At 56.0% G+C, this 21,734-nt stretch carries 22 protein-coding genes; 8 read left to right on the top strand and 14 right to left on the bottom strand.

From position 1 onward, the window contains the following. Positions 1–38 precede the first annotated feature (38 nt). The 4 genes from gatB to KUC_RS19825 form a co-directional block, all read right to left on the bottom strand. Positions 39–1,493 carry an Asp-tRNA(Asn)/Glu-tRNA(Gln) amidotransferase subunit GatB gene (gene gatB / locus KUC_RS17915; RefSeq protein WP_007114667.1) on the bottom strand — a complete coding sequence of 485 codons (1,455 nt, stop codon included), beginning with the start codon at positions 1,491–1,493 and terminating at the stop codon, positions 39–41. Beyond that, complete coding sequence (gatA, locus tag KUC_RS17920) at positions 1,493–2,953, bottom strand: Asp-tRNA(Asn)/Glu-tRNA(Gln) amidotransferase subunit GatA (protein WP_007114668.1); 1,461 nt, start codon at positions 2,951–2,953, stop codon at positions 1,493–1,495. The genes gatB and gatA overlap by 1 nt, the downstream gene beginning before the upstream one ends. Before the next feature lie 94 nt (positions 2,954–3,047). Beyond that, the gene (gatC, locus tag KUC_RS17925; protein ID WP_040481553.1) at positions 3,048–3,335 is read right to left on the bottom strand and encodes an Asp-tRNA(Asn)/Glu-tRNA(Gln) amidotransferase subunit GatC; all 288 of its coding nucleotides are present in this window, start codon (positions 3,333–3,335) and stop codon (positions 3,048–3,050) included. Positions 3,336–3,376: 41 nt separating this feature from the next. Then, positions 3,377–3,562, bottom strand: coding sequence for a hypothetical protein (locus KUC_RS19825; RefSeq protein WP_007114670.1), 186 nt, complete (start codon positions 3,560–3,562; stop codon positions 3,377–3,379). Positions 3,563–3,564: 2 nt separating this feature from the next. Between KUC_RS19825 and KUC_RS17935 the strand changes: the two genes are divergently transcribed. The 7 genes from KUC_RS17935 (at position 3,565) to tldD (ending at position 13,461) form a co-directional block, all read left to right on the top strand. Then, on the top strand, positions 3,565–4,602 hold the full coding sequence (locus KUC_RS17935) for a rod shape-determining protein (RefSeq protein WP_007114671.1): 1,038 nt from the start codon (positions 3,565–3,567) through the stop codon (positions 4,600–4,602). Between the two features lie 24 nt (positions 4,603–4,626). After that, positions 4,627–5,556, top strand: coding sequence for a rod shape-determining protein MreC (mreC, locus tag KUC_RS17940; protein ID WP_007114672.1), 930 nt, complete (start codon positions 4,627–4,629; stop codon positions 5,554–5,556). Then, a complete protein-coding gene (gene mreD / locus KUC_RS17945) occupies positions 5,556–6,044 on the top strand; it encodes a rod shape-determining protein MreD (RefSeq protein ID WP_007114673.1) in 489 nt (162 codons plus the stop codon). Before mreC ends, mreD begins: the two co-directional genes overlap by 1 nt. Next, positions 6,041–6,622 carry a Maf family protein gene (locus KUC_RS17950; RefSeq protein ID WP_040481557.1) on the top strand — a complete coding sequence of 194 codons (582 nt, stop codon included), beginning with the start codon at positions 6,041–6,043 and terminating at the stop codon, positions 6,620–6,622. The genes mreD and KUC_RS17950 overlap by 4 nt, the downstream gene beginning before the upstream one ends. Positions 6,623–6,692: 70 nt before the next feature. Beyond that, positions 6,693–8,156 carry a ribonuclease G gene (rng, locus tag KUC_RS17955; RefSeq protein ID WP_007114675.1) on the top strand — a complete coding sequence of 488 codons (1,464 nt, stop codon included), beginning with the start codon at positions 6,693–6,695 and terminating at the stop codon, positions 8,154–8,156. Positions 8,157–8,158: 2 nt separating this feature from the next. Then, on the top strand, positions 8,159–12,013 hold the full coding sequence (locus KUC_RS17960) for a YhdP family phospholipid transporter (RefSeq protein WP_007114676.1): 3,855 nt from the start codon (positions 8,159–8,161) through the stop codon (positions 12,011–12,013). Further along, complete coding sequence (tldD, locus tag KUC_RS17965; RefSeq protein WP_040481559.1) at positions 12,010–13,461, top strand: metalloprotease TldD; 1,452 nt, start codon at positions 12,010–12,012, stop codon at positions 13,459–13,461. The genes KUC_RS17960 and tldD overlap by 4 nt, the downstream gene beginning before the upstream one ends. Positions 13,462–13,485: 24 nt before the next feature. On the opposite strand, the gene yjgA is transcribed toward tldD, so the two are convergent. Continuing rightward, positions 13,486–14,019 (bottom strand): ribosome biogenesis factor YjgA, encoded by a 534-nt coding sequence (gene yjgA, locus KUC_RS17970; protein ID WP_040481562.1) that lies wholly within the window; start codon positions 14,017–14,019, stop codon positions 13,486–13,488. A 170-nt stretch (positions 14,020–14,189) separates the two neighbouring features. Between yjgA and pmbA the strand changes: the two genes are divergently transcribed. Continuing rightward, entirely contained in the window at positions 14,190–15,530 is a 1,341-nt protein-coding gene (pmbA, locus tag KUC_RS17975) for a metalloprotease PmbA (protein ID WP_007114679.1), read from the top strand. A gap of 20 nt (positions 15,531–15,550) precedes the next feature. Here pmbA and KUC_RS17980 read toward each other — a convergent pair whose 3' ends face one another. The 9 genes from KUC_RS17980 to KUC_RS18020 all read right to left on the bottom strand — a co-directional run bounded on the left by KUC_RS17980 (position 15,551) and on the right by KUC_RS18020 (position 21,721). Beyond that, positions 15,551–15,820 (bottom strand): HPr family phosphocarrier protein, encoded by a 270-nt coding sequence (locus KUC_RS17980; protein ID WP_035578341.1) that lies wholly within the window; start codon positions 15,818–15,820, stop codon positions 15,551–15,553. 43 nt (positions 15,821–15,863) lie between these two features. Next, positions 15,864–16,796 carry an RNase adapter RapZ gene (rapZ, locus tag KUC_RS17985; protein ID WP_007114681.1) on the bottom strand — a complete coding sequence of 311 codons (933 nt, stop codon included), beginning with the start codon at positions 16,794–16,796 and terminating at the stop codon, positions 15,864–15,866. Positions 16,797–16,887: 91 nt separating this feature from the next. Beyond that, entirely contained in the window at positions 16,888–17,358 is a 471-nt protein-coding gene (locus tag KUC_RS17990) for a PTS sugar transporter subunit IIA (protein WP_040481569.1), read from the bottom strand. 4 nt (positions 17,359–17,362) lie between these two features. Next, a complete protein-coding gene (hpf, locus tag KUC_RS17995; RefSeq protein WP_007114683.1) occupies positions 17,363–17,671 on the bottom strand; it encodes a ribosome hibernation-promoting factor, HPF/YfiA family in 309 nt (102 codons plus the stop codon). A 98-nt stretch (positions 17,672–17,769) separates the two neighbouring features. Next, complete coding sequence (locus KUC_RS18000; RefSeq protein WP_007114684.1) at positions 17,770–19,185, bottom strand: RNA polymerase factor sigma-54; 1,416 nt, start codon at positions 19,183–19,185, stop codon at positions 17,770–17,772. 141 nt (positions 19,186–19,326) lie between these two features. Further along, positions 19,327–20,076: an LPS export ABC transporter ATP-binding protein gene (lptB, locus tag KUC_RS18005; protein ID WP_007114685.1), complete on the bottom strand. Its 750-nt coding sequence runs from the start codon at positions 20,074–20,076 to the stop codon at positions 19,327–19,329. An 11-nt stretch (positions 20,077–20,087) separates the two neighbouring features. Beyond that, positions 20,088–20,597 (bottom strand): lipopolysaccharide transport periplasmic protein LptA, encoded by a 510-nt coding sequence (gene lptA, locus KUC_RS18010; RefSeq protein WP_007114686.1) that lies wholly within the window; start codon positions 20,595–20,597, stop codon positions 20,088–20,090. Between the two features lie 11 nt (positions 20,598–20,608). Further along, positions 20,609–21,178, bottom strand: coding sequence for an LPS export ABC transporter periplasmic protein LptC (gene lptC, locus KUC_RS18015; protein ID WP_007114687.1), 570 nt, complete (start codon positions 21,176–21,178; stop codon positions 20,609–20,611). After that, positions 21,179–21,721, bottom strand: a complete 543-nt coding sequence (locus tag KUC_RS18020; RefSeq protein ID WP_007114688.1) for a KdsC family phosphatase — start codon at positions 21,719–21,721, stop codon at positions 21,179–21,181. Positions 21,722–21,734: the final 13 nt, after the last annotated feature.

Here is a 21,734-nt window from a genome sequence, read left to right on the forward strand (position 1 = left end):
TAAAAAAACGGCTGCCTAGGCAGCCGTTTGATAGGTTTCTACAGCAGCGCGTCGAGCTTCTCTTTTAGCAAGCCGTTCACCTGCTGTGGATTGGCGGTGCCACGTGACGCCTTCATCACCTGGCCGACAAAGTAGCCGATCATTTTGCCGCGTTTTTCCGGTTCTGAGTCGCGGTATTGAGCGACCTGGGCGGGGCTGTCGGCGATCACTTGATCAATCATCGCTTCGATAGCGCCGGTGTCGGTCACCTGCTTAAGACCTTTGGCGTCAATCACCTCATCAGCGCTTTCGCCTTGGCCATTCCACAGCGCCTGGAAGACCTCTTTAGCGGCTTTGCCGTTAATGGTGTCGTCCAGCACGCGGCTGATCAGTTCGCCTAGCTGGCGGGCAGAGATCGGGCTATTGGCGATGCTTAGGCTTTCGCGGTTAAGCGCCCCGGAAAGCTCACCCTGGACCCAGTTAGCCGCCTGCTTGGCATCGCCACATTCGCTATGCACGGCTTCAAAAAATTCGGCCATATCGCGGCTGGCGGAGATGACGTTGGCGTCATAAGCAGACAGGCCCAGCTCGTTCTGGAAGCGCTCGCGTTTATCCGCAGGCAGTTCGGGCAGTTGTTCGCGCAGGTGGTCCAGGTAGGCTTGGTCTAGCACCACCGGCAGCAGGTCGGGGCAGGGGAAGTAACGGTAGTCGTTGGCTTCCTCTTTGGTGCGCATGCTGCGTGTTTCATCACGATCAGGATCAAACAGGCGAGTCTCCTGAACGACACTGCCACCATCTTCGATCAGCTCTATCTGGCGCTCAACCTCAAAGGCAATCGCGCGCTCGACAAAACGGAAGGAGTTAACGTTTTTAATTTCTGCACGGGTACCAAAGGCTTCCTGGCCTTGGGGGCGTACTGAGACGTTAACGTCGCAACGCATTGAGCCTTCCGCCATATTGCCGTCAGAAATGCCCAGATAGGTAACGATTGAGTGAATCGCCTTGAGATACGCCGCAGCTTCTTTGGCATTACGCATATCCGGCTCGGAGACGATTTCCAGCAGAGGTGTGCCTGCCCGGTTCAAGTCGATACCGGTCATGCCATGAAAATCTTCATGCAGTGATTTACCGGCATCCTCTTCGAGGTGAGCATGGTGAATGCGGATGCGCTTTGTGCTGCCATCCTCTAGAGTAATCTCAACGTCGCCAGGGCCTACGATAGGGTGGTACATCTGGCTGGTTTGATAGCCCTTGGGCAAGTCGGGGTAGAAGTAGTTTTTACGGTCAAACACCGAGACTTCGGCGATGTCCGCATGCACTGCCAGGCCAAACTGCACGGCCATGGCCACAGCCTGCTCGTTAAGCACCGGCAGTACCCCGGGCAGGCCTAAATCCACCGCGCAGGCCTGGGTGTTTGGCTCAGCGCCAAACGCCGTTGAGGCGCCAGAGAAAATTTTTGAGCGCGTTGCGAGCTGAACGTGGACTTCAAGCCCAATCACGGTTTCCCATTGCATTAGGCGTACTCCTCAGCAAAGGCAGGACGTTGTAAGTGCCAGTCGGTCGCTTGCTGAAACTGGTGAGCGACGTTAAGCAGTTGCGCTTCGGCAAAGTGGGTGCCAAGAATCTGTAGGCCTACCGGGCGACTGCCAACAAAACCAGCCGGTACACTGATGCCGGGGATGCCCGCCAGGTTTACCGCGATGGTGTAGATGTCCTGCAGATACATCGACACCGGATCTTTTTTGGCACCCAGGTCAAAAGCTGGCGTGGGCGAGGCGGGGCCCATCAGCACATCGACGTCTTCAAAGGCGTCCAGGAAGTCCTGGCGGATCAAACGGCGCACCTGTTGGGCTTTGGTATAGTAGGCGTCAAAAAAGCCTTCAGAGAGCGTGTGAGTGCCAATTAGGATGCGTCGTTTTACCTCTTCGCCAAAGCCCTCTGCGCGGGAGCGTGTATACAGGTCAATCAAGTCGCTGGGGTTGTCACAGCGATGACCGAAACGCACACCGTCGTAGCGGGAAAGGTTGGAAGAGGCTTCCGCAGGAGCAATCACGTAGTAGGCTGGAATCGCATAGTGCGTATGCGGTAGGCTCACCTCGCGCACCGTGGCACCTAGGGACTGGTAGACTTTTACCGCCTCACGGACGGCTTTTTCGACCTCAGGGTCTAAACCATCGCCAAAATACTCTTTCGGCAGTCCGATCTTGAGGCCCGAGAGCGGCGCATTAAGACCCTCCACATAGTCAGGTACGCCACGGGCAACGCTGGTGGAGTCGCGGCCATCATAGCCAGCAATAACACCCAGCAGATGAGCGCAGTCTTCAGCGCTGCGTGCCATCGGGCCTGCTTGGTCAAGGCTGGAGGCGTAGGCAATGATGCCAAAGCGCGACACGCGGCCATAGGTGGGTTTTAAACCGGTAATGCCACAAAACGCTGCGGGCTGGCGAATCGAGCCACCAGTATCGGTGCCCATTGCAGCGGGCACCAAGCCAGCCGCGACTGCAGCTGCACTTCCGCCAGAGCTGCCGCCAGGCACCGCCGTTAGATCCCAAGGATTTTTGACAGGGCCATAATAGCTATTTTCGGTGGAGGAGCCCATGGCGAACTCATCCATATTGGTTTTACCCAGGCTGATAGTGCCCGCCGCATTGAGTTTTTCAACCACGGTGGCGTTATAGGGGGCGATAAAATTATCCAGCATTTTCGAGCCACAGCTGGTTTTCACACCCAGAGTACAGAAAATATCTTTCAGTGCCAGGGGAATGCCCGCAAGAGGTCTGGCATTGCCAGCCACTCGTTCGTTGTCGGCTATTTCAGCTTGTTTCAGCGCTTGCTCTGCGGTCACGCTGATAAAACTATTTAGCTTGCCGTCAGCCTTTTCAATGCGCTGTAAATAGTGAGCAGTCAGCTCGCGGCTTGAAAACTCGCCGCTTTTTAGCGCGGCGACGAGTTGCGTTAAGGTTTTCTCATACATGACCCAGAAGCTCCGTTCAGGAGAGAAAAAAAGAGGCAATAGTGGTGGCTTGAATTATTGCTTGTGCGTCGTTACTCATCGATCTCATTTAACTTTATTCAACGACGCGTGGTACGAGGTACAGGCCATTTTCCACTGCCGGAGCACAGCGCTGAAAAGTGTCGCGCTGGTTGGTTTCCGTCACTTCATCGGCGCGCAGTCGCTGGGTCGCATCGAGTGGATGGGCGAGCGGCATAACGCCTTCAGTATCGAGGCTTTGTAGCTGGTCGACCATGTCCAGAATCTGGCTTAGGTCGTCTACAAAGCCGCTGGCTTGGTCATCGCTGACGGCGAGTCGGGCCAAGTGAGCGGCCCGGCGCACATGAGATTCTTCAAGCGCCATGATCGATATTTCCTCGTAAATGTGATGGAACATAATCCGCTTTAGGCGGTATACATACCGATATCAAAAAAACGTCTTGTGTGGCAGACGTGGAAAATAGCCGCAAAAGGTACCACATCTTGGCCTTTACGGGCAGTGTTAGGCGCGACTCGTGCTTGCTGCCAAGGGGTTGCGGTGATACCGTTTGCATCCGCACAGGGTTCCCGGTCTGCACTAGGTAACAACATCCATGTTTAAACGTTTGAGGGGGCTGTTTTCCAGCGATCTATCGATCGATTTGGGTACGGCCAACACACTGATTTATGTACGCGGTCGCGGCATCGTGCTCGATGAGCCGTCCGTGGTTGCTATCCGCCAATCTGGCAATATGCGCAGCGTCGCGGCAGTTGGTACTGATGCCAAGCGAATGCTGGGGCGTACGCCGGGTAATATTACCGCGATTCGGCCCATGAAAGATGGCGTTATTGCCGACTTCACCGTCACCGAGCAGATGCTTCAGCACTTTATCCGTAAAGTCCACCAAAGCACCTTCTTAACCCCCAGTCCACGTGTGCTGGTGTGCGTTCCTTGCATGTCAACGCAAGTAGAGCGTCGGGCAATTCGTGAGTCAGCAGAAGGTGCCGGTGCCCGCGAGGTGTTCTTGATTGAAGAACCCATGGCGGCGGCGATTGGCGCAGGCCTTCCGGTTGATGAAGCGCAGGGGTCGATGGTGGTGGATATCGGTGGTGGTACCACTGAAATCGCGATTATTTCACTCAATGGCGTGGTCTACTCCGAATCCATTCGGGTGGGTGGCGACCGCTTTGATGAGGCCATCACAGCCTACGTGCGTCGGCACTACGGCAGCCTGATTGGTGAGGCGACAGCTGAGCGCATTAAAGAAGAAATTGGTTGCGCCTACCCCGGTGGCGAACTACGCGAAATTGATGTGCGTGGTCGTAATCTAGCCGAAGGTATCCCGCGCAGCTTTACGCTTAATTCCCACGAAACCCTGGAAGCGTTGCAAGAAACGCTGGGGTCTATCGTGGCCGCCATTAAGAGCGCCCTTGAGCAGTCACCGCCTGAATTGGCGTCTGATATTGCCGAGCGAGGCTTGGTGTTAACGGGTGGTGGTGCGCTGTTACGCGATCTGGACAAGCTTATCGCTGAAGAGACGGGGCTACCGGTGATCGTTGCCGAAGATCCGTTGACCTGCGTTGCTCGCGGTGGTGGTAAAGCGCTGGAAATGATTGATCAGCACACCTTTGAGTTGCTGTCGAGCGACTAATCGCAGCGGTTAATTGCGGGGGGATTGCCTATTAAACCGCTGTTTTCGCACGGGCCATTGCCGGGCTACCGGTTGTTTTTTTGCGCCTTGGCTGCCAGTGCATTGATGTTTGTCGACCTGCATTTCACGCGCATGGAACAAGTGCGTGCACAATTGTCGATGGTCGTTGCCCCTATTCAATGGGTTGTTAGTGTGCCTAGCGACCTGTTGAATTGGGGATCGCTTGCGCTCTCTGATCAGCAGGCATTGGTGGATGAAAACCGCCGCCTGCGTGAGCAGATTCTTACCCTTTCCCATCGTGGTCAACGGTTGGCAAATTTGACTGCGGAAAACAGCGAGCTGCGCGAATTGCTGCAAGCGGCTAAGCGACGTGATACTCCCTATATCACGGCTGAGCTACTGTCGCTGGATAATGATCCCTTTAGTCATCAGATGGTGGTTAATCGTGGCCATCGCAATGGCGCCTACGTGGGGCAGCCGGTCATTGATGCCTCTGGCTTGGTGGGGCAAATTACTGCGGTCTCTGCCTACTCCAGTCGTGTATTACTGTTAGCCGATGCCAGTCACGCTTTGCCGGTTCAGTTAAACCGCAATGGACTGCGCTTTATTGTCCAGGGGGCAGGGCGTTACAGCAGCGTTAATGTGATGCATGTGCCTGATACGGCGGATATTCGTGAAGGTGATTTACTGACAACGTCAGGCTTAGCTGGACGCTTCCCTCCAGGTTACCCTGTAGCACGTGTTACCGAGGTCTATCACGACCCTGGACAGCCTTTTGCCCGTGTTACGGCCGAACCAATGGCACAGTTGCAGCGCTCACGCCACTTCTTACTGCTTTTTCCTCCTCCTCGAACGGAGGTGGATGAACACGCATGGGATGAGACGCTGGATATCTCATCAGAGGCTTTACGCTCTTCGCTTCAGCTTGTTAATCCCGACCAAGAGGTGCCTTGATGGCGCGTGCACCGGTTGTGCCTATTTTAGCTATTTGGCTAAGTCTGCTTCTGGCGTTATGTTTGCAAGTGATGCCGCTAGCCGATGGTTGGCAGGTATATCGCCCCGAGTGGTTGGGGCTTATGCTGATCTACTGGTGTATGCGCACGCCCGACAGGGTCGGCGTTTTTCATGGTTTTGTGCTGGGCATTTTGATGGATTTAATTGAAGGCACTGAGCTGGGACAGCACGCGCTAATCTATGCACTCTTGGCGTTTCTTTGTGCCCTGGTGTACCCCCGTTTTCGGGCCTATTCGCTGGTGCAGCAGTCGGCACTGGTACTGGTACTGCTGGGCTTGATGCAGTTAGTCGCCCAGTGGCTGCGCACTATCATCGGTGATTTTTCGATTCATTTAGCCTTTTTAATTCCCGCGTTGATCAGTGCGTTGCTATGGCCGTGGCTAGCGACGATGTTCCAGGCATTAGAACGTCGGTTGGCCGCTTCATGACTGCGCCTGTTTTGTGCTTAGCGTCGGCCTCTCCACGTCGACGGGCCTTGCTGGCAACCATTGGTGTGCCAGTCACGGTTCACCCCTGTAATATCGATGAGACGCCGTTGGTCGGTGAGACGGCTCAAGCGTATGTGCAGCGCTTAGCGGTTGCCAAAGCCGAGGCGGCGGTCCCGCTAACTAACTTGCCGACCCTAGGTTCAGATACCGCTGTGGTTGTGGATGGGCGTATTCTAGGTAAACCGGTGGATTTTGATGCGGCCGCCGAGATGCTGCGGCTGCTTTCGGGGCGGTGTCACGAGGTGCTTACCGCCGTGGCGGTGAGTGGGCCAGAGGGGGTGCTCTCCTGCTGCGTGGCCACCCAGGTGACGATGCGTGAAATAAGCGCAGATGAAATCGCTGCCTACTGGCGCACCGGCGAGCCCGCTGATAAGGCTGGCGGATACGCAATACAGGGATTGGCCGCCATATTTGTAAAACAGATTCAAGGCAGTCACTCGGCAGTGGTAGGGTTACCGCTGTTTGAGACGACGCACTTGCTACGCCGACAGGGAGTTCCTATCTGGCAGCGCGTTTAACTCCCTTGAATAGAGGGATTCGCCGCCTGTATCGCTGGCAAGGAATACGTCAACCAATAAGGAATTTTGCATGAGCGGTGAAGTTCTCATCAATTTAACGCCAATGGAAACCCGCGTCGCGCTGGTTGAAAATGGCGTTTTGCAAGAGGCACTGATCGAGCGTTCCCGTCGGCGTGGCATCGTGGGTAATATCTACAAAGGCAAAGTCGTTCGTGTGCTGCCTGGAATGCATGCTGCCTTTGTTGATATTGGCTTAGAGCGGGCGGCGTTTATTCATGCACACGAAGTGATGCCTTCCGGCACACCGCTCGATGAGCAGCAGACTATCGGCCAGTTGCTGCATGAAGGCCAGGCGCTGGTGGTGCAGGCCACCAAAGACCCTATTGGTAGTAAAGGTGCGCGCTTAACCACGCACCTGTCGATCCCTTCCCGCTATTTGGTGTATATGCCCGATTCGCCCCATCACGGCGTTTCGCAGCGTATTGAGGATGAGCGCGAACGCGAGCGGTTAAAAGCCCTGCTGGATAGCAGCGTGGCGGAGCAGACGCTGGAAGTGACGGGTGGCTTTATTGTTCGTACTGCCGCGGAAGGCGTAGGTGACGAAGAGCTAAAAGGCGATATGCACTTTCTGCTGCGGCTATGGCGCAAGGTGAGCGAGCGTAAAGTGACCGCGACGCCACAAAGCGTGATTTATGATGATTTGCCGCTTTTTATGCGCACCCTGCGCGATGTAATGCGCGACGATATTGAAAAAGTGCGTATCGATTCGCGGGAAAACTTCGTCAAGCTGGTCGAGTTCGCCGAAGAGTTTATGCCCGATGCCGTTGAGCGGATTGAGTACTACCCCGGCGAGCGGCCCATCTTTGATCTCTACAGTGTCGAAGATGAAATCCAGAAAGCCCTGGGGCGCAAGGTACAGTTGAAGTCCGGTGGCTATCTGGTGATTGATCCTACCGAGGCAATGACGACCATTGATGTTAATACTGGTGGTTATGTCGGTCATCGCAACCTAGAAGAGACCATTTTCAAAACCAACCTTGAGGCGGCCACGGCGATTGCCCGCCAGCTCCGGTTGCGCAATCTGGGCGGCATTATCATTATCGACTTTATCGATATGGTTGATGTTGAACATCAGCGTCAAGTATTGCGTGTACTGGAGAAAGCCTTAGAGCGCGATCACGCCAAAACCAAGTGTACCGGCGTCACCGAGCTTGGCCTTGTTCAGCTTACCCGTAAACGCACCCGAGAAAGCCTGGAGCAAACGCTCTGCGAAGCGTGCCCCACCTGCAGCGGCCGAGGTACACTTAAAACTCCCGAAACCGTCTGCTACGAAATCTTTCGTGAGATTTTGCGCGAAGAGCGTGCTTACAGCGCTGAAACTTATATGGTGCTTGCATCGCAGCCCGTTGTTGATCGGTTATTGGATGAAGAGTCCGCGTCGGTGGCCGACCTGGAGACGTTTATCAATAAAACGATTCGCTTTCAGGTTGAGCAACACTACTCCCAAGAGCAGTACGATATTGTGCTGATGTAACCATGCTTACTCGTTCGCTGGTGCGTTGGAGTTTGCTGATAGCAGCCTGGTGTCTGGGCAGCGCGGCCGTACTGCTGTTGCTGCTCCGCCTGGCGATCAGCCAATCCGATGCCCTTACCCCCCGTATTGAAGCGCTGCTCGAGGCGCGTATCGGCGTGCCGGTGACCATCGAGCGCTTATCGCTTTCGCTAGCCCGTAGCGACCTACTGTTACGTCTGGACGGTGTGAATGCGGAAACCCCTGATGGACAAGCGCTGTTTTCCCTGGAGCGGGCGGGACTGCGCTTGGATATCTGGGAGTCGCTTGTCAATATGGCCCCGATTTTTAGCGACGCACGCATAAGCGGTACACAGTTTCATCTTTATCAAGGCACGGGGGCGTCGTGGCAGTGGCCCGAGCCCGCGGTGTTACCGCTATTGATGGAGGCAGAGCCCGACGTGGACCTGGCCACAATTGATAGCTGGGCGGGCTTGATTTTACGCCAACGTCTGTGGGTGGATGACACTCGCGTGGTGCTGCATGGAAAGCAGGACACCGTGCTGCTACATGCCCAAACGCTGCTACTGACTGGCGATGAGCGGCGTACCCGGCTCGAGGGTGCCATCAATATTGCCCAATCGCTACAACAAGCGCGCGAAGTGGCCCTGCCCGCGGCAGAAATGAAAGTCGAAATGCAGCCCGGCCGACATGGGTTTAGCGATTTTTCGGCAGCGCTGCAGCTGGATATTCAGCTTGATCAATTAGTCGTGCTGGCAGATATGTTTCGGCCTGATCATGCCGCCTATTTAGAGCAGGCCGGGGGCAGTGCACGGCTGTGGGGACGCTGGAGTGTCGGGCGTCTTGAAGAAGCCCGGATCGCTGTCGACGTTCCACAGTTGACGCTTCGCCATAACGTCCAGTACGCGGTGTTAAGAGACATTGAGGCCAATGGCTTGTGGCAGCGCGACGGCGAAGGGGGCGAGGCGTGGCTAAGCGGCGATGCGGATAGCGTGGAGTGGGCCCAGCCCCCTGGCGGCAGTGTTGGGCCGGCTTTGCCACGCCACTGGCACGCCACTCACCAGCCTGGAGAGTGGGAAGTACGCACCAGTGCCTTTGAGCTCGCCTCGCTGACTGCTTGGCGTGACTATGTACTGCTCCCCGAGTCCGTCACGCGAGTATTGCAAACCCTCGCCCCCCGTGGGCAGGTCGAGGGGTTACATGTGGGGCAGCAGGATGGCCACTGGGGGGTCGACGCAGCGATAACCGGTGTGGAGGTTTCTCCCTGGGAGCAGGCGCCGGGCGGTGGCCCGCTGGACGCCTGGGTGCAGGCGCGGGATTTACGCGGCCGCGTATTGTTTAGCAGTAACGGCAATAGCACCCTCTATTTCCCCGAGTTTTTTGCCGCTCCCATGCAGCTGCGACGTGCTGAAGGCGAAGTAGAGTGGGTATACGATGGGCCAAATACCATGGTGAGTGGCAAGCGCCTAAGCGTCGACTGGGATGGCGCGCAGATAGAGGGTGGCTTTGGTTTGGTAACGGGTAATCAGCGAGGGCATTTTGGTTTAGACCTTAATTTTAGTGACGTGGATGCCCTAGAGCGCCCATTGGCCCAGTGGTTGCCGCTAAGCGTGATGGATGAAGAGCTACAGGAGTGGCTGCTCAATGATATAGGTGGCTATGTGAGCGAGGGCTCGCTGCAGCTAAGCCAGCCATTAGGAGATGGAGCGACCGCCAAGGACTTTACCGCGACTCTCGCGCTGGCGGTTACCCAAGGACATTTGCCTATCGCGCCCGGTTGGCCGCGCCTTGACGATGTCGAGGGGCGCCTAAAGTGGCAGAACAGGGTGTTAGAGGCTGAAATCGATAATGCCCAGAGCCATGGCATCACCGCTTCAGAGGGCGAAGTGGTGATGAAGGATGAGACGCTCAACCTTTCGGGTCAGTTAACATCGGACGGGCCCGCGTTGATCTCTTTTTTACAGGCGATGCCCGAGATTGACCTTTCCCAACTAAGTGATTTGCGCGTTACGGGTGATGTTAACGGCGATATTGCGCTGTCGTTGCCGTTAGAAAACCTCGAGGCGCTTCAACTGGAAATTAACGCCCGACCGCGTTTCTCGGAAGTGGTATATCAACCGCTCGACCTACGTCTACAATCGGTCGAAGGTGATCTAGCCTGGCTTCAAGATGGGGAGGGTTCAGGTCTCGTCGGTGAAGCTAGTGGTCAGTTGCTTGGGGGTTCTATCCACGCTGATATTGATACTCAAAGCGACGACATACAACTGCGGGGGAGTGTCGCTACCGCTGCGCTTTTCGGACTTGCTGGGTTAGATCATAGTCAAGGGCGTATGCCGTTAGAAGGGGCGCTAGAGTGGCAGGGTAGTGTTGCTTTAACGCCAACGCCCACCCTGCGTTTGGAGAGTCGTTTAGTCGGCGTCACCAGCCATCTACCCGAGCCCTTTGCAAAATCGCCACAGCAGGCCTGGCCCTGGACACTAACCGCCGATATAGACACAAAACGTATCGAAACTCGTCTAGCCGATATCGCCTCTGCGCGACTACAGCAGCTTAACGGCGCGTTTGCCGGTACGCTAAATTTAGGCATCCAAGCGGAGCGTCTACCCGGCTGGCCTTACCAACCAGGGATTAGCCTCGACGCTGCCGTACCGCGACTTGACCCGCTAGCGTGGCAGCAGGCGATATCACCACTAATGGCAGGCGGGGCACCCATGCCGTCAAGCGAAGGAACTCAAATGCCGTTGGCTGTCTCGGTAACGACCCCCTGCGTGGTTTACCAAGACAAGTGCTTAGGCAGTCTTAACGCCTCGGGAAGCATGAACGCGGGACTGATCGATTTGGATCTAAGCGGTAATCTGGTTACCGGGCGGTTGGCGTACGATGCTCAATCTCCGCAACCGTTAGATATGACCATTGAAGCGCTGGCGCTTGATCGCTTGCTGGCGTTAGCCAATGTCGAGCATGACAGCGATGCACCGATGCCCGACTCCTGGATGCAATCAGTCGAAACTCAGCGTCAGGCAGCTATGGCCATTCCGGATTGGCTGGCCGATGTACCCAATGGGCGATTGCGTTTAGCCGAAATTGCCATGGGGCCGCGCCGCTTTGGCCCCTTGACGGCCTACTGGAAAGCCGACGGTGAGCGTTTTTCGCTTACTCCTGTCGGCTTAACCCTGGGCCAGCTCTCGGCGCGCGGCGAGCTGCACTGGGAAGGGGATGCTGTTTCGAGTCATACCCGCGCAGACATTACGATTCAGGGTGGGGATATCGGCACTGCCCTTGAGCGCCTTGACCAGCCGGTGGCCATGCGCAGCCGTAGTACCGATGTGGTCGCCTCGCTTGACTGGCCGGGGGCGCCCTGGCAGTTGGAGTTAAGTCGCTCGGATGGCTATATCAGTACCGATATTCGTGATGGCAGCTTTGTCACCCTGGAGTCGGCGCCCGCGCGTTTAATCGGCTTGCTCAATTTTGATAATATTTTACGCCGTCTACGCCTGGATTTTTCCGACGTAACCGGCCGGGGCACGGCATTTGACCGTGTCAAGGGCACCGCTGATATTACCGGCGGACTGCTGACGCTACGCGGGCCATTGCAAATTGATGCCCCGGCCACCACCCTAACGCTCACCGGCAGTGTCGACCTGGTGTCGCGTGAACTTGACCAACGGCTTGGCGTCACACTACCAGTGACGCAAAGTTTACCGATCGCGGCGATCGCCGTTGGCGCACCCATCGTGGGCGGTGCGCTGTTCCTTGCTGACCAGCTATTTGGCGACGCTTTAGATCGTGCCACGACACTCCATTATCGCGTGCGAGGCCCTTGGACCTCGCCGCAGGTTACTTTAGAAGGCCCCCAATGACCGCATATATAAGTGATGTAGATACGGCTGGGGGCCTTCTGTTGACCCCTGGAGGGCTTGACTTAGACGCTCTGGAAACGGGGTTGGGCTACGCCATGGGCGCGGGCATAGACTACGCTGATCTGTATTTTCAACGTACTTGGCAAGAGGGCTGGGTGCTGGAAGATGGGGAGGTGAAAGAGGCTAGCTACAATATTGACGGCGGCGTCGGCGTGCGCTCTCTGGCGGGTGAAAAAACCGGTTTTGCCTACTCCAACCAAATTACTGCCGATGCATTAATGGACACTGGCCGTACCGCTGCAGGTATTGTGCGCAGTGGTCAACGCCTGTCTGGGCAGCTGGTTCAACCCGTTTCCGCTACGTCGCGTTACGCAGGGATTGACCCATTAGCTGGGCTAAGTGCCGAAGACAAAGTCGCCATGTTAAAACAGGCTGACCGAGTCGCCCGTGCCGCAGATCCTAGCATCAGTCAGGTGAGTGCTTCCCTATCGGGCACCTACGAAGTGGTGCTGGTGCGGGCCAGCGATGGCACTTTGGCGGCAGATATTCGCCCGCTAGTGCGCTTTAATGTCAGCGTGATTGCGGTTAAGAACGGACGCCGTGAGCGCGGCAGCGCGGGCGGTGGTGGTCGTTACTCAATGGCCAAACTGCGCGATGATCAAGTCGCAGAGCAGTACGCTAAAGAAGCCGTTCGTCAGGCGCTGGTCAACCTGGAAGCTATTGATGCGCCCGCTGGGCAAATGCCGGTGGTGCTGGCGTCAGGCTGGCCGGGGATTTTACTCCATGAAGCCGTCGGCCACGGCCTGGAGGGCGATTTCAACCGTAAAGGCAGTTCCGCCTTTGCGGGTAAGATGGGCGAGCGTGTGGCCGCTAAAGGCGTAACCATTGTCGACGATGCAACGCTAGCGGATTGCCGTGGCTCCATGAGCGTTGATGACGAAGGCACGCCGGGCCAATACACGCCGCTTATTGAAGACGGCATTTTGACCGGCTATATGCAGGACAAACTCAATGCTCGCTTAATGGGCATGGCCCCCACAGGCAATGCGCGGCGTGAATCCTTTGCCCACCTGCCGATGCCGCGTATGACGAATACCGTTATGCTCGCTGGCCAAGAAGAGCCCAGCGATATCATCAAAAGCGTTAAGCGCGGTATTTATGCGGTGAGCTTTGGCGGCGGTCAGGTGGATATTACCTCGGGTAAATTTGTGTTCTCTGCCAGCGAAGCCTACCTAATTGAAGACGGTAAAGTGACGGCGCCGGTGAAAGGGGCCACCTTGATTGGTAACGGGCCGGAAGCGATGCAGCGGGTCTCCATGATTGGCCATGATATGGCGCTGGATACCGGTATTGGCGTGTGCGGTAAAGAGGGGCAGGGCGTGCCGGTGGGTGTCGGCCAGCCCACCCTGAAATTAGATGAGCTGACCGTAGGCGGTACGCAGTCTTAAGGACAGGCCTTAAATAGGCTGTCGTTAAAGAGCAAGCGTTTCGCGCAGGTGTTTGAAAAGCTTGCGCGAGCTGGTGGGTGGTTTGCCCTGTTCGCGCTCTCGTTGGGCGTTGCGAATCAACTGACGCAGGGTCTGGCGGTCGGCATCGGGGTGCTCTGCCATAAACAGGTCGACAGCAGGATCGCCTTCGTCAATTAAGCGTTCCCGCCATTTTTCCAGTCGGTGGAACGCATGGTCGCGCTGCTCCTGCTCCTGATCGATGGAATCGAATACGCCTTGAATGGCGGTGAGATCCTCTTTACGGATTAGCTTACCGACATACTGCATATGGCGGCGGCGACCTTCATGGGAACGAATGCGCGAGGTTTCCTCGATAGCGCGCAGCATATCGTCAGAGAGGGGGAAACGGTCACGTTCCGCTGGTCGCATGGCGATTAAGGTTTCCCCAAGTGCCTGTAAGGCATGCATTTCACGTTTGAGTTGCGACTTGCTAGGGCGTTCTTCCTGCTCTTTTACTTCATTAGTACTTAGGACGGGATCGGGACGTTGCTTACGCATAGTGTGACTCACAGACAAGATTCGTGGCTGCATTATACCAGCTGCGAGTACAACATTGATTCGCCGAAGATGCTCTCTTGAAAGATACTCTCTTGAAAGACGTCCTCTTGAAAGACGTTCTCTTGAAAGATATTCGGTTGAGAGACATTCGGTTGAAAAAAGGAGGCCATATGGCACAGGCATTTGATGCATCCGCGCAGCAGTCGTTATTGACCGCGCGTGCCGAAGAGGCGCTAGCGCTGGCAAAGCGCTTAGGCGCGGATGCTGCCGAAGTGGGCGCTAGCGTTGATCAGGGCATCGGCGTTAGCGTACGTCAGGGTGAAGTTGAAACGGTTGAGTTATCCCGTGACCAGGGCATTGCCGTCACGCTTTACGTGGGCCAGCGTAAAGGCAGCGCCTCGTCCACAGACGCCAGCAGCGCCTCGATTCAGGCAGCTGTGGAGAAAGCGCTGGCGATTGCTCGCTATACCGGCGAAGATCCAGCCACAGGGCTGGCCGACGCATCTCTGATGGCCACCGAGTTGCCCGATCTAAAAGTGCACTACCCCTGGGCCCTGACAACGGATGAGGCGATTGAGCTGGCGCTTGCCTGTGAGCAGGCGGGGCGCGACGTTGAAGGCATTTCCCAGTCGGATGGCGCGTCACTTTCCAGCGGCGAAGGGGTACGCGTTTACGCCAATAGTCACGGCTTTTTAGGCACCCAAAAGGGTAGTAGTCACTCACTGTCGTGCATGCTGATTGCCCAAGACGCGGCCGGTATGCAGCGCGACTACGACTATACCTCTGCCCGCGACCCCAAGACGCTGCGTGACCCCGCCGAGGTAGGCCGCGAGGCCGCCGCGCGCACGCTGCGCAGGCTCGGTGCTAAACGTCCGCCCACGGGCACCTTTCCGGTGCTGTTTGACCCCTCGTTGGCCAGTGGCTTAATTGGCCATCTGCTTGGTGGTTTAGCCGGTGGCGCGCTCTACCGTCAAGCCTCGTTTTTGTGTGACCGGCTCGGCACACCACTGTTTCCAGACTGGTTTAGTCTTGAAGAGCGGCCGATGGAGATCGGTGCCACGGCCAGCTCGCCATTTGATGGCGAGGGTGTGCAAACCCGCAATAATCGCTTTATCGATCAGGGTAGCATTGCTAGCTATATGCTCTCTGCTTACAGCGCTCGTCGGCTCGATATGCATACCACGGGTAATGCCGGAGGGGCACGGAACGTGCGTTTAGTGGCACCGCTGCAATCCCGCGATAGTCTGCTGCAAGAGATGGGGCGGGGTATTTGGGTGACTGAGCTGATGGGTCAAGGCGTCAACGGCGTGACCGGCGACTACTCTCGTGGGGCGGCAGGTTTTTGGGTTGAAAACGGTCAAGTGCAGTACCCGGTCGAAGAGTTCACCATTGCCGGTAACCTGGAGCGGATGTTTGCTGGCTTAGTGGGTATTGGCGATGACACCGATACCCGTGGCAGTGTTCACACGGGTAGCTGGTTGATTGATGCCATGACGGTAGCCGGTGATTAAGTCCGAATAGCCAAACACGGCTACTGATCTTCCTCAAAGCGGGCGTCGAACAGGGCTTGAATAGCTTCAAGCGCTTGTTCGGCGTCATCCCCTTCGGCGCTGATCGTGAGTTCGGTTCCACAAGGGGCGGCGAGCATCAGCAATGACATGATGTTGGCGGCGTCAGCCACCTGTTGCTGTTTGTAAACACGTATCTTAGCCGAGAACTGTTGGCCGCATTTGACCAGTTTTGTCGCTGCACGCGCGTGTAGCCCGCGTTGATTGGTGAGTGTGAGTATTCGTTCTGGCACCCTGGTTCCTTTTCGCCGAGTGGTGTCATTAATGGAGACGCGCTTAAGAAGTCTCTTGCCGCTCGTTGGTTGGCGTAGAGCTGACGAGGGGTGGGGCTGGTTGTTCGCTTAAGGTGTAGTGCAGGCCTAGTTCGCGGTGGCGTAGCTGAACGTCGCCCATGCGGGTGGCCAACCTCTCTGCCAGCTTTTCGACCATGTAGACAGAACGGTGTTGACCACCGGTACACCCAATCGCGATGGTCATGTAGCTGCGTTGGCTATTCTGATAAGCGGGCAGCCAACGTTCAAGCCACGCTAGAATGTCGTCGCTCATGGCGTGAACAATGGGGTAGCTGCTCAAGAAGGCCGCAATTTCGGCGTCGCGACCATTAAACTGGCGTAGCGTAGGATCCCAATAAGGGTTCGGCAGACAGCGTACGTCGAAGACTAAATCAGCGTCTAACGGCACACCACGTTTGTAACCAAATGACTCGAGCGTCAGCGTTAGCTTATCGCGCCGCTGGTGCGCTACTTGGTCGGTAATGCGACGGCGTAAATCGTGTACCGATAGCCGAGATGTATCGATCAATAGGTCGGCTATGTCACGAATATCTTCCAGCGTCTCCTCTTCTTTATTGATCGCTTCTTCCAAGGTCATCTCGCTATCGCGGGTCAGCGGATGGCGCCGCCGCGTAGCGGAGTAACGCTCAAGCAGTATGCGTGCATCGGTGGTCAGATAAATGACTTGAAAGTCGATTTTACGCTGGCGCAACTCATCTAACAAAGAGGGCAGGCGCTCCAGCGCCCCCGGCAAATTACGGGCATCAATACTGACCGCCAAATGAGCGCGGTCGCCCTGGTCGCGTAATTCATCCACCAACGACCCCAGCAGCATAGCGGGGAGGTTGTCAATCGCGTAGTAGCCAATGTCTTCCAGCGCCTGCAGGGCGATAGATTTTCCTGACCCGGAGCGGCCGCTAATGATCACCAGTTGCATAGAGTCTCTCTTTGCTTTGATCAAGCTGCATTGGAGGTGGTGAGCGAAACATTAACCTGCAGTGACATATTCTAAACAGGTTTTAAGGCCGTTAGGCCGCTGATTGCTCACGAATTTTGGCGGTAATGAGCTCAAGTAATTCGCGCTGACTGGCTGCTTTGCGCAGCTGCTGGCGTGTATCCGCATCATTCATGATGGTCGCTACTTGGCCTAGCAGTGAAAGGTGTGTGTCATCTGCTTCTTCGGGTACCAGCAGTACAAACACCAGGTCTACCGGGTCACCGTCGATAGCGTCAAAATCAATCGCTTCTGACAGTTTTAAAAAACCAGCGATAGGGGCGATACAGTGGGGGCTGCGCGCATGGGGTATAGCCACGCCGTTACCTATGCCGGTACTGCCTAAGCGTTCGCGGCCGATTAATCGGCTAAACACTTCTTGGCTGTCCAGGCTGGGAATATTTTGGGCAATAAAGGTGCTGTAAAACTCCAGCACCCTTTTTTTGCTGCCCCCGGGCACGTCAAACAGAACGCGTTCCGGGGGGAGTATGGTTTCCAACGTCATTGAATTAACGCACACCTGCGCCTTGGGCGCGAGCTTGTGCTTTTTCCTTGTGTTTAACGAGTTGACGGTCGATTTTGTCCGCTAGGGCGTCGATAGCGGCGTACATATCACTGTCGAGGGCTTCCGCATGTAAGTCAGCACCTGCGGCGTGCAGTGTACAAGCGGCCTGCTGGCGCTCTTTCTCCACTGATAAGGTGACTTGCACCGTGGTTATATTGTCGTAATGGCGCTCTACACGCTCAAGCTTTTCGTTGACATAATCACGCAAGGCGTCAGTCAGTTCTACGTGATGACCAGTGATATTAACTTGCATTGACGTACTCCTTATCCATCGGACTGTACTTCGATTGTAACCCTTTTTGCCGCGTTGCAAAGCCCTTGTCGAGAGTTTCACTGAAACGGCAACAGGACCTAGCGTAAACGACGCCGTTCACTCGAAGAGGGAATGCCCATAGCTTCACGATATTTAGCCACCGTACGGCGCGCCACTTGAATCCCCCCTTCGCCCAATAACGTGACTAAGCGACTGTCGGAAAGCGGTTTTCCGGGCGGCTCCTCTTGAATCAGTTTCTTGAGCCGCGCGCGGATGGCGGTACTAGAGTGACTGTCGCCATCTTGGCCGCTCACCTGGCTTGAGAAAAAGTACTTGAGCTCAAACACACCGCGGGGCGTATGGATATATTTCTGCGTGGTGACCCGGGAAATCGTTGATTCGTGCATCTCCACAGCCTCAGCAATGTCGGCCAGTATTAGCGGCTTCATGGCTTCTTCGCCGCGCTCTAAAAAGCCAATCTGGCGGGTGATGATTTCGCGGCCAACGCGCAGCAGCGTATCGTTACGACTAGAGAGGCTCTTAATCAGCCAGCGCGCTTCCTGCAGATGCTCTTTGAGAAACTGGTTGTCCTCACTTTTGTCCGCACGCTTAATCAAGCTGGCGTAGTCGGGCTGAATGCGCAGCCGAGGCAGGGCCTCTGGGTTAAGCTCTAAATGCCAGCCTTCGTGGTCGTGGCGTACGACCAGATCGGGCGTTACATAGCTGTCATCGGTGTCGCCGTAGGCGCTGCCTGGGCGTGGATCAAGGCTGCGAATGAGTAGGATAACATCGGTCAGCTGTTCGTCATCGAGCCCTAGGCGGCGTTTCAGCAGGCGCATGTCGTCCTTGCCAAGCGCTTCAAGAAACTGCCGCACTAGGCGGCGGGCGGGAACCAACAGCGGGGTATCATCGGGGAGGGCAGCGAGCTGCAGCATCAGGCATTCGCGCAGGTCCCGGGCAAATATCCCAGTCGGCTCAAACTGCTGAAGCTTGAGCAGAATAGTTTCCACTTCGCGCTGGCTAAGCCCATCAATGCCCTGGGCACGCAGGCCTTCACGGATGTCGTTGAGCGGCTGGGGCAGGGAGCCGTTAGCATCTAGCGCGTCGATCAAGCTTTCCGCGATAAGCTGCTCGCGGGCGCTAAAATCGGTCATGGCGAGCTGCCACAATAGATGCCCATGCAGGCTCTGCCCGGCAGCCTGGCGCTCAAAGTCGGGGCCTTCGCTGCTGCTACCACCCAGGCTACCCATATCTTGATAGGTATCTGACCAGTCGCTATCTACCGAGAGCTCAGTAGGGATGCTCTCTGACCACTCTTCTTCTTTAGGCTCGCTGACAGCCTGCTCACTAAATTCATCTTCCTGCTCCAGCATGGGATTGGCATCTAGGGCCTGCTGAATTTCTTGGCGAAGGTCCAGCGTCGAGAGTTGCAACAGCGCAATCGCCTGTTGCAACTGGGGCGTCATGGTCAGCTGTGTGCCGATACGCAGTTGGAGAGAAGCTTTCATGACCATCTGAGAACCACTCGTTAATCAGAATGCTCCACCCTAGTGCGAGTGAGTGTCAGGTGCAAGTGCAATAAGCATGCCATTGGTAGTAAAGTTGTTGTGAGACACTATTTAGAGGCAAAAACAAGCTCAGAGGAGGGCATGGTCTTAGAGACGAAAATCTGCGCCCAAATAAACATCCCTCACTTTTTGGTTGGTGAGAATAGAGGCTGGCGAACCGCTGGCGATGATTTGCCCATCCCCAACGATATAGGCGATATCGCAAATATCAAGGGTTTCACGCACGTTGTGATCGGTGATTAGCACACCAATATGGCGCTGCTTCAGCGCACGAATGATGGTTTTAATCTCGCCTACAGAAATGGGGTCAACGCCAGCAAAGGGCTCATCCAGCAAAATAAAGGCGGGCTCTGTTGCTAGCGAGCGGGCTATTTCTACACGTCTGCGTTCACCGCCGGAAAGGCTCATGCCGAGGTTGTCGCGAATGTGAGTGATATGAAAGTCTTCGAGTAGCGCCTCCAAGCGCTGTTCTCGGTCGCTGCGGCTAAGCTCCTTGCGGGTCTCGAGTATCGCCATAATGTTATCGGCAACCGATAACTTACGGAAGATAGACGCCTCTTGGGGCAGGTAGCCAATACCTGCCGCTGCGCGCTCGTGCATCGGTGCGCGAGTCAAATCCACCTCGTCGATGCCCACGTTGCCAGCGTCGGATTTTACCAGTCCGACAATCATATAGAACGAGGTGGTTTTACCCGCACCGTTGGGGCCAAGTAGGCCAACAATGCTGCCTTGGCAGATCTCTAAATTGATGTCTTTAACCACTCGGCGGCGTTTGTAGCTTTTAGCCAGGTGGTGGGCATAAAGGGTTTTGATCGGCGCGGTGTCAGCAGTTGCCACAGCTTTGCTCCCTATTGTTCAGGCTGAAGGGTCATACGTATGCGCTGGGGCTCGCTGCCATCAACGTCAGAGCGTGCTTGAATCACTTCACGGTCAATAAAATACTCAAGGCGCCCGCCGGTGAACTTGTCTTCTAGTTGGATCAGTTCGGCTTGGTCAATCAGCTCTACGCGGCGCTCAGCGACATGATAAATAATCCGTCGCGCCCAGCCTTCGGTGGGGCCATCCTGGCCTTGCGCTTGATGGCGCAGGTAGGCGCGCTCGCCGGTGGATGTTGCCTTTGAGAGTTCGCCAGCCTCGTTGCGTTCGATCTCTACCCGCTCGCCTCGTAATTGCATTTCGCCTTGGCGAATGTCCACATCCCCGGTGTAAACGGCAGTGCCTGCCCGCTGATCGAGATCTAAACGGTCGGCTTCCACTTCTACGGGGGCCTGCTGTGAGGTTTGAGCCAGTGCCGATAACGGCATCGTGAGCGCAAAAAGGGTGGTGTAGAAAAGGGTTGTGTAAATAATGGCTTTCATGGCGACTCCTCTTAAGGTTGCGTGGCCGGGGGGTGTGTGCCGCGCACATTATCAGTTAGGCGGACCTGGCTACTGTTAAGCCACGCGTCCATACGTGAAGCGGTCATTTGCTGGGGCGGTTGCTGCAGCAATACCGGTGTTTCACTCCACGCATGCTGAGTTAGGCCATCATAATGCAATAGCTCGGTATCAAGCTGCCAGCCTTCATCCGGCGCGATCAGTCGTGCCGAGCCTGACAGCAGCAGGGCTTGGGTAATAGTGTTGAGCGTGCCTACATCGGCGCTGGCGAGCCACTGACGATCTTCACTGTCATAAAGAACTGCTTCGGGCTCTTCCGTCCAGGTTTCGCTTCGCTGTGGCGTATGGATAAGGCGCGGTGTCTTTAGTGACTGCAAAACGTTGCCGTTATCCCCGAACAGGGTGATTTCAGCATTTTCCAGTACGTGACCAGGCTCCTGAGCCTGCGCTTCGGGATCGATGCTGATGTCTTGAGGCCCGCGGGGGTCTAGCCATACCAATAGGGCCCCTAAGGCGATGACCAGTCCGGTTATCCAGATGCGTACTTTAAAGCGTTTAACCATTTAATTGCGGCCGTGCAGATAGGTGTCGATCACCGCGCCCCAGTGCCCTTGAGATTCAAGCAGCGTATCGCAGATTTCGCGCACGGCGCCGTGGCCACCCAGGCGTTCGGTGGTCCAGTCAGCGTGGGTGTGCATATAGTCCGGCGCGTTAGGTACCGTAATGCCGACGCCGCAGCGCTTAATCGCCGCTAGATCGGGTAGGTCATCGCCGCAATAGGCCACCTGCTCCAGCTCGATATCAAGGCGTTGGCAGAGCCCGCGCAGGGTAGCTAGCTTGTCTTCACAGCCCTGGTGAACATGATCGATACCCAGAGCTGCAGCGCGTTGACTAACCATGGGGGATTCTCGCCCGGTAATCAGCGCAACATGCACGCCTACACGTTTGAGAAGTTTTAGCCCATGACCATCCTGAGTATGGAAGGCTTTGATTTCGACTCCGTCGGCCTGAAAGTAGAGGCGGCCATCGGTGAGTACGCCGTCAACATCCAGCGCCAATAGGCGTACGCGGCGAAGTCGATCAAGTAGCGCAGCAGGTAGGGTCATAGAGCCTCCATAT

Source organism: Vreelandella boliviensis LC1 (assembly GCF_000236035.1).
GTDB classification, from domain to species: domain Bacteria; phylum Pseudomonadota; class Gammaproteobacteria; order Pseudomonadales; family Halomonadaceae; genus Vreelandella; species Vreelandella boliviensis.